Source organism: Hanstruepera flava, assembly GCF_023634025.1.
Classification (GTDB): domain Bacteria; phylum Bacteroidota; class Bacteroidia; order Flavobacteriales; family Flavobacteriaceae; genus Hanstruepera; species Hanstruepera flava.
In genome coordinates, this window is the sequence record NZ_JALJCW010000003.1 from 170,256 (window position 1) to 182,726 (window position 12,471).

A 12,471-nucleotide genomic window follows, 5' to 3' on the forward strand; every position below is an offset into this window, starting at 1 on the left:
GTTGAATTAATTTTTCGCAAAAATACAGTTTCTTGACTTATTTTTGCAACAAGACTACCTGTTTTATCAAAACACCTGTGATGCGATGGCTTTTATGTTATCGCTTTTGCCCATGGAATAGTAATGGAGTATTGGAATGCCCGATTTCTGCAATTCTTTTGATTGCTCAATACACCATTCAACACCCACTTGCCTAATATGCTCGTTGTTTTTACATTTAATAATTTCAAGGATTAAATCTTCTGGTAAATCAACATGAAATCTGTGCGGTATTAAATTGAGTTGTTTTTTTGTAGCTATAGGTTTTAAGCCTGGAATAATTGGCACTTCTATTCCTGCATCTCTGCATTTTTTTACAAACTTGAAATATTTATCGTTATCAAAGAACATTTGGGTTACAATATATTCGGCACCCTTTTTTATTTTCTCTTTCAAAAAATGGATATCACTTTCTAAACTTGGTGCTTCCATATGCTTTTCAGGATATGCCGCTACGCCTATACAAAAATTGGTTTTAGATGAATTTTGAAGTTCTTCATCTAGGTAATTACCCTTATTAAGTTCTTGTATTTGAGCTACTAATTGACTGGCGTAAGTATGTCCATCTTTTTCAGGCTTAAAATAGGTCTCGGTTTTTACGGCATCACCTCGCAATGCCATGACGTTATTAATTCCTAAAAAGTCTAAATCAATTAAGAAATTCTCTGTATCCTCCTTGGTGAAGCCACCACATAAAATATGAGGGATCGCATCAACACCATATTTGTTTTGAATGGCTGCACAAATACCAACGGTTCCAGGACGTTTTTTAACCACTTGTTTTTTTAGTAATCCATTACCAGCGTCCTTATATGTATACTCTTCTCGGTGGTAAGTAACATCAATAAATGGTGGTTTAAATTCCATCAACGGGTCAATGTTATCAAAAATGGATTGAATGTGTTGACCTTTTAAAGGTGGTAAAATCTCAAACGAGAATTGTGTCTTTCCGTTGGCTTTTTTTATGTGTTCTGTAACTTTCATACTAATTTGTTAAGTTAGGGTTTAACCATTTTGCAGCGTCTTCATCACTAATATTCTTACGTTTAGCGTAATCTTCTACTTGGTCTTTAGTGATTTTCCCTAATCCAAAATATCTAGCTTCAGGATTAGCAAGATAATAACCACTTACACTAGCTGCTGGCCACATCGCAAGACTTTCGGTTAGTTTTACACCAATGTTTTCTTCAACTTTTAAAATGTCCCAAATGGTCTTTTTCTCTAAATGATCTGGACAAGCCGGATAACCTGGTGCAGGACGAATACCTTGATAACTTTCGGCAATTAAATCTTCATTGGTTAAATTTTCTTCAGAAGCGTAGTTCCAATGTTTGGTTCTTACTTCTTTGTGTAAATATTCTGCAAAAGCTTCAGCTAATCTATCGGCTAATGCTTTTATCATTATGGAATTATAATCGTCGTGATTCGCTTCAAATTCTTTTGCTAATTGTTCGGTTCCAAAACCTGTAGTCACGCAAAAACAACCGATGTAATCTTGAATTCCTGTGTCTTTAGGCGCGATAAAATCAGCTAATGCAAAATTTGGAACGCCTTCTCTTTTTTTGAGTTGCTGACGCAGTGTTAGGAATTGGTGTTTGGTGTTTGGTATTTGGTTTTCAACCGTTACTTCAATATCATCATCATTTACAGTATTTGCAGGAAACAACCCAAAAACTGCTTTTGCTTTCAGTAGCTTTTCATCAAAGACTTTTTGAAGCAAGACTTTAGCGTCTTTAAACAATTCGGTTGCTTGTTTACCAACGATGTCGTCGGTTAAAATATCTGGATATTTTCCGTGTAAATCCCAACTTCTAAAAAATGGTGACCAATCGATATAATCTTCTAAAATCGTAATATCAAAATCTTGAATATCTTGTATTCCTAATTGTTTTGGTTTTACAATTTCGGTTGTGTTCCAATCGATTTTAAACTTTCGTTCACGCGCTTCTTCAATAGAAACATATTCCTTTTGTTTACCACGTTTTAAAAATTGCTCACGGAATTTTTCATATTCCTCACGAATCTGTTCTTTGTAAACAGTGTTATCCTTTTGCAACAGATTTCCAACAACGGTTACAGCTCTAGACGCATCGTTGACGTGCACAACAGTATTAGAATAATGTGGTGCAATTTTTACCGCAGAATGCGCTCTAGAAGTAGTTGCGCCACCAATTAACAACGGAATATTAAATCCTTGTTTTTCCATTTCTTGCGAAACGTAAACCATCTCGTCTAAAGATGGTGTAATTAAACCGCTTAATCCAATGACATCGACGTTTTCTTTTTTAGCGATTTCAATGATTTTTTCTGGCGGAACCATGACGCCTAAATCCACAATCTCGTAATTATTACAACCCAAAACAACGCTCACTATATTTTTACCAATATCGTGTACATCGCCTTTTACGGTTGCCATTAAAATTTTACCATTAGAGCGTTGCGAATCGTCTTTTTCAGCTTCAATATAAGGTTGTAAATAAGCAACTGCTTTTTTCATTACACGAGCCGATTTTACCACTTGAGGCAAAAACATTTTTCCGCTTCCAAACAAATCGCCAACCACATTCATTCCAATCATTAAGTGACCTTCGATTACTTGAATAGGCTTGTTTACCGCTTGTCGCGCTTCTTCAACATCTTCAACAATAAAGGCATCAATACCTTTTACCAAAGCGTGCGTAATGCGGTCTTGCAAAGGTTCGCTTCGCCATTCTTGTACCTTTGCTACATCGTCTTTTTTCTGTCCTTTTACGGTTTCGGCAAATTCTAATAAGCGTTCAGTAGCATCGTCTCGTTTGTCAAAAAGTACATCTTCCACGTGTTCCAGTAAATCCTTCGGAATTTCGTCATACACTTCCAACATGGTTGGATTTACGATTCCCATATTCATTCCGTGTTGAATCGCGTGATATAAAAATGCTGCGTTAATGGCTTCACGCACAATATTGTTTCCTCTAAACGAAAATGATACGTTACTTACGCCACCAGAAACGCTGGCATAAGGTAGATTTTCTTTAATCCATTTTGTAGCATTAAAAAAGTCTAAAGCATTTAAACGATGCTCTTCCATTCCGGTTGCAACAGGAAAAATATTAGGATCGAAAATGATGTCTTCTGGTGGAAATTGAACTTGATTTACCAAAATATCGTAAGAGCGTTTACAGATTTCAATCCTACGCTCGTAGGTATCGGCTTGACCATCTTCATCAAACGCCATGACAATCACAGCTGCACCATAACGTTTGATAAGTTTTGCTTGATGTATAAAAGTCGCTTCGCCTTCTTTTAAACTGATAGAATTTACAACCGATTTACCTTGTACGACTTGCAAACCAGCTTCGATAATGTCCCATTTTGAGCTATCGATCATAATGGGCAAGCGTGCAATATCTGGCTCTGATGCGATAAGATTTAAGAAGGTTACCATTGCGTGTTTCCCGTCAAGCATACCTTCATCCATATTGACATCTATGATTTGCGCGCCGCCTTCCACTTGGTCTCTCGCAACATCTAATGCTTCGGCATAGTTTTCTTCTTTTATTAATCGTAAAAATTTACGAGAACCAGTAACGTTAGTACGCTCACCAACGTTTATAAAATTACTTTCAGGCGTTATTATTAATGGTTCTAGACCTGATAATTTAAGATATCGGTTTTTGTTCTCTTTCATACATTAAAAGTTCTCGACTGCGCTCGAACCGACAGTTCTAGGTTTATATTTTGAAGCAACTTCGGCAATCGCTTTTATATGTTCTGGTGTTGTTCCGCAACAACCACCAATGATGTTTATTAAATCATCTTTTAGATAGTTTTCTATAAGCTGTTGCATTTGTTTGGCAGTTTGGTCATACTCGCCAAAAGCATTTGGTAATCCTGCGTTTGGATGTGCTGATGTATAAAAATCGGTTTCGTGAGATAAGCGTTTTAAATACGGTTGTAATTGGTCTGCACCAAGCGCACAATTAAAACCAACACTTAATAACGGAATATGTGATATTGAAATTAAAAATGCCTCAACGGTTTGCCCAGATAATGTTCTACCAGAAGCATCGGTAATGGTTCCTGATACCATAACCGGAATATCAATATTACGTTCTTCCTTAACTTCTTGAATGGCGAATAATGCTGCTTTGGCATTTAGTGTATCAAAAATAGTTTCGACTAACAAAATATCGCTTCCGCCATCAATTAAAGCTTCAACTTGTTGTTTGTAAGCAATGCGTAATTCGTCAAAGGTTACTGCGCGATATTCTGGTCTGTTTACATCTGGACTTAAGCTTGCGGTACGGTTTGTTGGACCGATGCTTCCTGCTACAAAACGTGGTTTTTCAGGATTGGCTTTTGTAAATTCTTCGGCAACTTGTTTGGCTATTTTAGCGGATTCAAAATTTAATTCGTAGACTAAATCTTCCATATGGTAATCTGCCATACCAATAGTTGTTCCAGAAAAGGTGTTAGTTTCTACAATATCTGCACCAGCTTCAAAATACTTTCTATGTACTTCGGCAATAGCTTCTGGTTGTGTTAGCGATAATAAATCGTTATTTCCTTTTAATGGATGTTTAAAATCTTTGAATCTTGAACCACGAAAATCGTCTTCAGTAAAATTATAACGCTGCAACATGGTTCCCATTGCGCCATCAAGGACAAGAATACGTTTGCGGATTTCTTCCACTACATCAGCCATTTTTTAATTAATTTAATTGGTTAGACAGTTTAATTACATCGGAAAGCAATCCTCTTGCCGTCACGGCCTTTCCTGCTCCAGCACCTTGGATAACCAAAGGGTTTTCGCCATAGGATTCGGTAAAGATTTCAAAAATAGAATCTGCTCCTCGTAACTGACCAATAGCAGATTGCTTCTTTTCAGAAACCAATTTCACTTCCAGAGTTTGGTTTACAACATCCAATTCTCCCACATATCGTAACACATCATCATTAGACAGAGTAGATATTCGGTTTTGAAAAGGATCATCTAATTCCTTAACACGTGTCTTAAACTGATGCAAGGTGGTCTTTCCGTTAAGCTTTTTGGGTACTAAAGATTCTACACTCACTTGATTGAATTCGGCTTTTAAATTAAGTTCACGTGCCAAAATCAATAGTTTTCTGGCTACATCGTTACCGGATAAATCTTCTCTGGCATCAGGTTCTGTTAGTCCGAGATTTGACGCTTCTTTCAGAACTTTGGAAAATGGTTTGGCCTTTTCAGAAAACTCATTAAAAATATAACTTAATGATCCAGAAAACACACCACGAATTTTGGTGATTTTTTCTCCCGAACCATAAAGGTTTTTAATGGTTTCAATAATGGGCAATCCTGCACCAACGTTTGTTTCATAAAGAAAGGACTTATTATGCTTCTTTAAGGTGTTTCGAAGTGTTTTATAAAAATCATAATGCAGCGTATTCGCTACCTTATTTGCTGAAACAATATGAAAGCCGTTTTCAACCAAAGGCACATAATTTTTTACAAAATCTGTACTTGCGGTCGCATCAATCGCAATCAGGTTTTGAAATTGGTGAGAATTTACAAAGTTTATAATTTCATCTAACTTATAAGGCACTGAAAACTTTTGAAAGTCACAATCCCAAGTAGGCGTTAATCCATCTTCATTGTAAAAGGCTAATTCTGAATTTGCAACCACAGGAATCCTTATAGCAACCTGCTGTTGATCCAATTGTTTTTTGGCCGCTTGTATCTGTTGTATCAAGGTACTTCCAACATTTCCAATACCAAAAACAACAAGATTTATGGTTTTACTGTTTGACATAATCTTTGGTTTTAGAAATTGCTGAAAATGCTTGGTTTAAATCATTTATTAAATCATTGGCATCTTCAATACCACATGATAAACGGATTAAGGAATCCTTAATACCAGCCTGTAATCGTTTTTCTCTGGGAATAGAGGCATGTGTCATTTGTGGTGGATGGCACAACAAACTTTTAACGCCTCCCAAACTCTCTGCCAATTTAAAATAACTGGTGTGTGTTACAAATTGATTGGCGGCTTCCTGTGTATCATTTTTCAATGTAAAAGATACAATGCCTCCAAATAAACCATTTTGTTGGCGCTTGGCTATATCATGGTTTTTATGGGTAACCAATCCTGGAAAATAGACATCCTGAACAGCGTGATGATTAGACAAAAATGCGGCCACTGCAAAAGCATTTTCACATTGCTTTTTATAGCGTAATTCCAATGTCTCAATTCCGCGAATAGTGAGAAAACAGTCCCAAGGTCCTAAAACAGCACCTGATGCATTCTGTATAAACTTGATTTTTTCTGACAGTTCTTTTGTTTTTGTCACCACCAATCCTGCCACCAAATCAGAATGGCCGCCTATATATTTAGTACCACTGTGGATGATAATATCAGCACCTAAGGATATTGGCTTTTGAGCTATAGGACTTGCAAAGGTATTGTCAACAACCAAATAAGCCCCAACACTTTTAGCAATAATACCAATAGTTTGAATGTCGGATACTTTTAAGGTTGGATTTGTTGGCGACTCAATCCAGACCAATTTGGTTTTACTGCTAATGAGATTGGCCACATTTTCAGCATCTGTAGTATCTACATAGTGTACTTTTACGCCTAATTTTTCATAGACATGTGTAAACAAACGATATGCTCCACCATAAATATCATCAACGGCTATAATTTCGTCACCTGCAGATAAGAGTTTCAATACAGCATCAATGGCTGCCAACCCAGTTGAAAAGGCAAAACCAGAATGGCCGCCTTCAAGGTTTGCCACGACATCTTCCAACACTTTTCGGGTTGGATTATTGCTTCGGGCATAATCAAAGCCCTTGTTTACACCAGGTGCTTCCTGTATAAACGTTGATGTTTGGTACACAGGTACCGAAATGGCTCCAGTAAGCGGATCGCTTGGAATGGAATGAATAATTTTTGTTGCACTCATTTTTCTAATTTTTTTGAGTTAATAAATGATTAAAACAAAAGTCAAATGCGTCTTCACAGACGTACCTAATAGAAAAATGTTAAAAAGAAATTTACGAATTACCGATAGGTAATTACGTTTGAGTTATCTATCCAATGTTTTATAAATGAATAAAACATCAAGTAGAATGTAGCACCTTCTTTGCATGGAACAAAGGGTTGCTAAGGCTTCACAGGGTCTATTCCCTCCACCTTTCTTGATAACATTTCAGTAAGTTTTTGAACTTTGTGAGCACAAATATTGCAACACAAAATTTTAAAAACCAAATTATTTTACAAAAAAAATGAAATGAGGTTGGGTTTTATTTTATTTTTTTACTTTTGCCAAACAATTAATTAGAGGAAAAATTTGTCTGATTGCAACCTCATTAAAAAATGCTAAAGCAGTACTTTTTTCACTTCTTTAGCCAGCGTGCAGTTTCACTTTTTTTCCGTATTTTCAACAATATTTAAAATTAGGATTTATGCCATATTTATTTACTTCAGAAAGTGTTTCTGAAGGCCACCCAGATAAAGTAGCCGATCAGATTAGTGATGCCCTAATCGATCATTTTTTAGCATTTGATAAAGACTCAAAAGTAGCCTGTGAAACCTTGGTTACAACTGGTCAGGTTGTGTTGGCCGGAGAGGTTAAATCTAATACGTATTTGGATGTCCAAAAAATAGCTCGTGATACTATTAATAAAATAGGTTACACCAAAGGGGCTTATATGTTTGATGGCAATTCGTGTGGTGTGTTTTCTGCTATTCACGAACAGTCTGAAGATATTAATCGTGGAGTAGATCGTGAAAGCAAAGAAGAGCAAGGTGCTGGCGACCAAGGTATGATGTTTGGTTATGCAACGCGCGAAACAGAAAACTACATGCCCTTAGCATTAGATTTGGCTCACAGAATTCTAATTGAATTGGCCGAACTACGCAGAGAAAACAAAGATATTACGTATTTAAGACCAGATTCTAAAAGCCAGGTAACGATTGAGTACAGTGATGATAATATTCCGCAACGTATAGACTCAATTGTAGTATCTACGCAACATGACGATTTTGGAACTGATGACGAGATGCTAGCTAAAATTCGCAAGGATATTGTTGAAATTTTAATTCCAAGAGTGGTTGCAAAACTTCCTGAACAAATACAAGCTTTATTTAATACAGAAATAACATACCATATAAACCCAACTGGAAAGTTTGTTATTGGAGGACCACATGGAGACACAGGTTTAACTGGACGAAAAATAATTGTTGACACTTATGGTGGTAAAGGTGCTCATGGTGGTGGCGCTTTTTCTGGAAAAGACCCAAGTAAGGTAGATAGAAGTGCAGCCTACGCGACCAGACATATTGCAAAAAACTTGGTAGCTGCTGGTGTTTGTGACGAAGTTTTAGTTCAGGTAAGTTATGCTATTGGTGTTGTAGAGCCTATGGGAATTTTTATAGATACATATGGCACGTGCCCTTTTAATATGACTGATGGTGAAATTGCTGAAAAAGTTTCTGAAATTTTTGATATGCGACCATCTGCCATCGAGGAAAGATTAAAATTACGCCAACCGATGTATAGCGAAACAGCTGCTTATGGACATATGGGACGTAACAATGAAACGGTTAGTAAAACGTTTGAGCAACCTAATGGTGACCCAATTACACTAGATGTAGAACTCTTTACTTGGGAAAAACTAGATTATGTTGATAAGGTTCGAAAAGCCTTCGATATTATGTAATGTATTAGAATAAAAAAGCCTCACAATTGTGAGGCTTCTTGTTTTATAAGTTATAAATAACCCTAAAGGTTACAAATCGTGGTTGTATAAAATATTCTGTAGCACTAACCGATAAACCACCAGCATTGGTATTCGCTTGAGACTGCGTATTTAATAAGTTAGTTGCTTTTAACTCAAACTCCCAATTAGCATCTGGATCTTTACGATATGCTAAAGATGCATCCCAAAAATCGAAACTGTTTAGAGTTCTATCTGGATCACTTAAACTTGTATATTGATATTCAGATCTTAAAGTTAATGACTTCCAAAGTAAAATGTCTATCTCTGCACGAGGAGTTCCCGTATAAAAGCGAGTAGTTTGGCTACCTTGATCGTTATTTTGAATTCTGTAATCATACCCTATTTCAAAGTTAGGTGCCTCTTTAAAATTAGAGCGTAATTCTAGTCCGTAATTTTGAGTAAAGCTTTCGTTAACAGAACGCGTAAGATTATCAGGATCGTTACTTGTTGAAATAAATTGATTAAACTTTCCGTATGTGAAACTTGCATTAGCAGATGCTCTTAATTTACCAAACGATCGCTGAAAACGTCCAAAAGCATTAAAAGTTTCATCTGCAAAATTAGAATTAAAAGGCGAGCTAACCCTTACAACACTATTTTCCTGGAAAGTAGAAGCTGTACGTATTCTATCAATATTTTTAGTATAACTAATTCGTGCAAAAACATTGGTGTAATTAAACATGTTAAAACTGAAATAGTTTAAACTTAAATTATGTGCTAATGCGCTTTCCAATTCTTGGTTTCCAGTAAAGAATGCATTATAATTATTTAAAACTAAACCTTCGGCTAATTGGTTAACATCTGTAAATTGTGTTACCATACGATAATCAAACGTAATTTGCTCACTTTTCTTAAGCTGAATTCTTGCATTAAAATCTGGTAATAGTCTTACAAAATTATCTGTAAAACTCACACCAAACTGATTATTTCTAGCACTGTACGTGTGCGCCGTAAATCCAGGGGTAAGTGTAAAAATGCCTAATTTTACACGATAATGTACACCAAGATAAACATCTGAAAATGTATAATCTATATCGTTTTCTGGGCTATTATTATTAGGTTGATTGTTAAATTCTGAACCATTATCTAAAGTTTGAAAAATACGTGAATTAAATTTTTGATTACTATAAATCGTTCCTAATGTGAAATTTATATTACTCTTGTCGTTTAATATATTCCAATAATCCACCTTGGCATCTATTTGATTTGTTTTAACACGACGTTCTTGATTAACCACATAATTAACTTGATTTGGATCTAAGCCTAAAAAGTTTCCGGCATTTTCGTAAGAATCCTTGTCTTCAATTAAAGCATTATAAAATGGGTCTTCATCAGACCATAAATGTTGTGCTTCAAATGCAAAAATATTAGTGTCATCAAGTGTGTAATAATAGTTAAAGCGTTGATTAATGCTAAACGGATTTATATTTTCATTTTGATTTGTATTTCCTAAAACAGAAGAGAAAAACTTTTGCTCTTGCGTTTCTTGAGACATACGCCCTAAAATTTCGTAATCCAATTGGTTATTAGCATTCTTTTTATAAGTTGTAGCTAATTTAATGGCACCTAAATCACTGCGTTGTGTTGTTCTGCTTTCGGTTTGTTCATCTGGTATGTCCAGTTCTGGATCTGTATAAACAATACTGTTATTTTCCTGCAGCTCAATTTTATTACCAGTATAAATTGCAAAACCAGTAATATCTAATTTATCATTAGGTGAGTAGCTAAAGTTAGCAGCACCAAATCTTGAGTTAATTTCTTTTGCTCTATCATTTTGCAGATTTAAAAATCCTAAGCCATTATTACCTAAACTAATATTAGTACCGTTATTTTGACTTGGCGCTCTATTGAAACCACCTCCGAAATTAAAATAATCTCGTCTAGAGAAAGCAATTTCACCTAAATTGTTGGCATCAGTAATGACATTGACGCTCATTTTTTTACTGTAATAAAATAATTTAGCTTGAGCGAGATATAAAGCCTGATCGGCAGCAGAAACACCACCACCTCCAGTTACATTACCAAACCAGAAATTATCTTTACCTTCTTTAAGCTTAATATTCAAGGCAATATTATCTTGATTGTTTTGAACACCACTTAACTGACCAACTTCGGCATAGTTTTTTAAAACCTGAACTTTATCAACAGCATTTGCCGGTATGTTTTTAGTAGCGAGTTTTGAATCGCCATCAAAGAAATCTTTGCCTTCAACCATAACCTTGTTAACCACTTTACCTTCTACTTCCACTTGTCCATCTGCATTAATTTCAACACCAGGCAGGTTTTTTAGAACATCTTCTAATTTTCGTTCTGTTCCTGTATTAAAAGAATCGGCATTATAGATTAGCGTATCGCCTTTAACGGTTACTGGCATTTCATATATTAACTCCACCTCATCTAAAGTATTATCGTTCTCTAAAACGAAGTCTCTAGTAACGCTTTCTTCTTTTGTTTCAACTGTAACTTCAGCGGTTTTCATACCAATATAACTAACCTGAACTTTATAACTGGTATTTTTTTCTAATGATAATTTATAGCGTCCTTGGTCGTTTGTAATACCGTAAGAATCTAACTTATTAGTTTCTTGATTTATGGCAATAACATTTGCGAGTTCTAAAGGGTTGCCTATGCTATCCTTAACTACGCCTTCAATTTTAATTTGACCATAAGTAGAAATCCCAATTAAAAGAATGATTGCTGTTAATACGTGTTTCATTTAGTTTAAAATTTGGTTTGGTTGTCTTTTTTTATTTAGAGCAAATTATTATCTGCCTCGTCTACCGCTATACATATCGCGCATTTCGGCCATTTTTGTTGTTATAATTTCCTGATACTCCATTTTGGTAACCTCTTTACCTTTATCTGGAGCTTCTATTTTATTTTTTTCTGTTGGGTTTATTACAATTTTTGAACATAACATAGTGGTATTTCCTGCATTTACTTCTAGAATTAAACCAGGTAAACCCCAATATTCTAGTGGTCCATGGCTTACAGGTATTTGAGGTGTGTACCATGCCTCTATTTGCGTCATGTTTACTTCTTGAATTTTGGAAGTATCCCCATCTGCTACTTCATTATTACTTTCATTTTTATCTTCTTCTTTATTTTGATTTCTTAATTTATCCCAAGAAAAATCATACCATGATAATTGCTCACTAGGAACCACGGCTACTGCTCTCATGCACATGTATTCACCTATTTGTTTTGTGTCTGCTGTCATATTCCATTCTAACTTTAGCAATTGGTCTTTAACTAAAAACTGTTTGCCATAAAACTCTTGATCTTGCAATAAGGTGTTAGTTTTTACATTTTTATATTGTTTTCCTGGAGTAAAATTTTTACCCCAAGAGTCTGTAGCTCCAGAAATGGCATCTAGCTTTTCATCTTCTTTAAACAAAGACTCTTCAACACTAAAGGTTAAAATATAAGTTTTCTCCAATCTGTTTTTTAAGCGTTCTTGAACTTGTTTTTTTTGTGCCTCGCTCAATCTGGATCCCCATCTACCTAAATCTAGGGTAGATTTTGAGAAATAATATGCTTGTCCTTGAAAATCTTGTGCAAACAATCCTGTATATAGAAAAAAAAGTCCAAATATTGATGATAAAATGACTCGTTTAGTTTTCATGATGGTTTATTTTTGTTTAATTTTTTGTATTCAAAATTAAACAAAATAATTATTAAGC

8 protein-coding genes and 1 riboswitch are annotated in these 12,471 nt (G+C 35.2%); of the genes, 1 reads left to right on the plus strand and 7 read right to left on the minus strand.

The genetic code is table 11. From position 1 onward, the window contains the following. Positions 1-66: 66 nt before the first annotated feature. Genes metF through MTX13_RS10905 form a run of 5 tightly spaced genes read right to left on the minus strand, consistent with a single transcriptional unit; the run spans position 67 to position 6,969 of the window. Positions 67-1,023, minus strand: coding sequence for a methylenetetrahydrofolate reductase [NAD(P)H] (gene metF / locus MTX13_RS10885; protein ID WP_250434925.1), 957 nt, complete (start codon positions 1,021-1,023; stop codon positions 67-69). Position 1,024: 1 nt separating this feature from the next. Then, positions 1,025-3,709: a methionine synthase gene (gene metH, locus MTX13_RS10890; protein WP_250434935.1), complete on the minus strand. Its 2,685-nt coding sequence runs from the start codon at positions 3,707-3,709 to the stop codon at positions 1,025-1,027. 3 nt (positions 3,710-3,712) lie between these two features. Beyond that, positions 3,713-4,726 (minus strand): homocysteine S-methyltransferase family protein, encoded by a 1,014-nt coding sequence (locus tag MTX13_RS10895; protein WP_250434938.1) that lies wholly within the window; start codon positions 4,724-4,726, stop codon positions 3,713-3,715. A 7-nt stretch (positions 4,727-4,733) separates the two neighbouring features. Then, entirely contained in the window at positions 4,734-5,813 is a 1,080-nt protein-coding gene (locus MTX13_RS10900) for a homoserine dehydrogenase family protein (RefSeq protein ID WP_250434940.1), read from the minus strand. Then, positions 5,800-6,969 (minus strand): trans-sulfuration enzyme family protein, encoded by a 1,170-nt coding sequence (locus MTX13_RS10905; RefSeq protein ID WP_250434942.1) that lies wholly within the window; start codon positions 6,967-6,969, stop codon positions 5,800-5,802. The genes MTX13_RS10900 and MTX13_RS10905 overlap by 14 nt, the downstream gene beginning before the upstream one ends. Before the next feature lie 120 nt (positions 6,970-7,089). After that, positions 7,090-7,214: riboswitch (SAM riboswitch) on the minus strand. Between the two features lie 257 nt (positions 7,215-7,471). Between MTX13_RS10905 and metK the strand changes: the two genes are divergently transcribed. After that, positions 7,472-8,728, plus strand: a complete 1,257-nt coding sequence (gene metK, locus MTX13_RS10910) for a methionine adenosyltransferase (RefSeq protein ID WP_250434944.1) — start codon at positions 7,472-7,474, stop codon at positions 8,726-8,728. Between the two features lie 43 nt (positions 8,729-8,771). On the opposite strand, the gene MTX13_RS10915 is transcribed toward metK, so the two are convergent. After that, on the minus strand, positions 8,772-11,504 hold the full coding sequence (locus MTX13_RS10915; protein ID WP_250434954.1) for a carboxypeptidase regulatory-like domain-containing protein: 2,733 nt from the start codon (positions 11,502-11,504) through the stop codon (positions 8,772-8,774). Between the two features lie 48 nt (positions 11,505-11,552). After that, positions 11,553-12,413, minus strand: a complete 861-nt coding sequence (locus MTX13_RS10920; RefSeq protein ID WP_250434956.1) for a GLPGLI family protein — start codon at positions 12,411-12,413, stop codon at positions 11,553-11,555. Between the last annotated feature and the right edge of the window lie 58 nt (positions 12,414-12,471).

Coding starts and splice junctions, on each gene's coding strand:
- MTX13_RS10915 (WP_250434954.1), bottom strand. CDS start 11,504: ATGAAACACGTATTAACAGCAATCATTCTTTTAATTGGGATTTCTACT.
- MTX13_RS10895 (WP_250434938.1), bottom strand. CDS start 4,726: ATGGCTGATGTAGTGGAAGAAATCCGCAAACGTATTCTTGTCCTTGAT.
- metK (WP_250434944.1), top strand. CDS start 7,472: ATGCCATATTTATTTACTTCAGAAAGTGTTTCTGAAGGCCACCCAGAT.
- MTX13_RS10905 (WP_250434942.1), bottom strand. CDS start 6,969: ATGAGTGCAACAAAAATTATTCATTCCATTCCAAGCGATCCGCTTACT.
- MTX13_RS10920 (WP_250434956.1), bottom strand. CDS start 12,413: ATGAAAACTAAACGAGTCATTTTATCATCAATATTTGGACTTTTTTTT.
- MTX13_RS10900 (WP_250434940.1), bottom strand. CDS start 5,813: ATGTCAAACAGTAAAACCATAAATCTTGTTGTTTTTGGTATTGGAAAT.
- metH (WP_250434935.1), bottom strand. CDS start 3,709: ATGAAAGAGAACAAAAACCGATATCTTAAATTATCAGGTCTAGAACCA.
- metF (WP_250434925.1), bottom strand. CDS start 1,023: ATGAAAGTTACAGAACACATAAAAAAAGCCAACGGAAAGACACAATTC.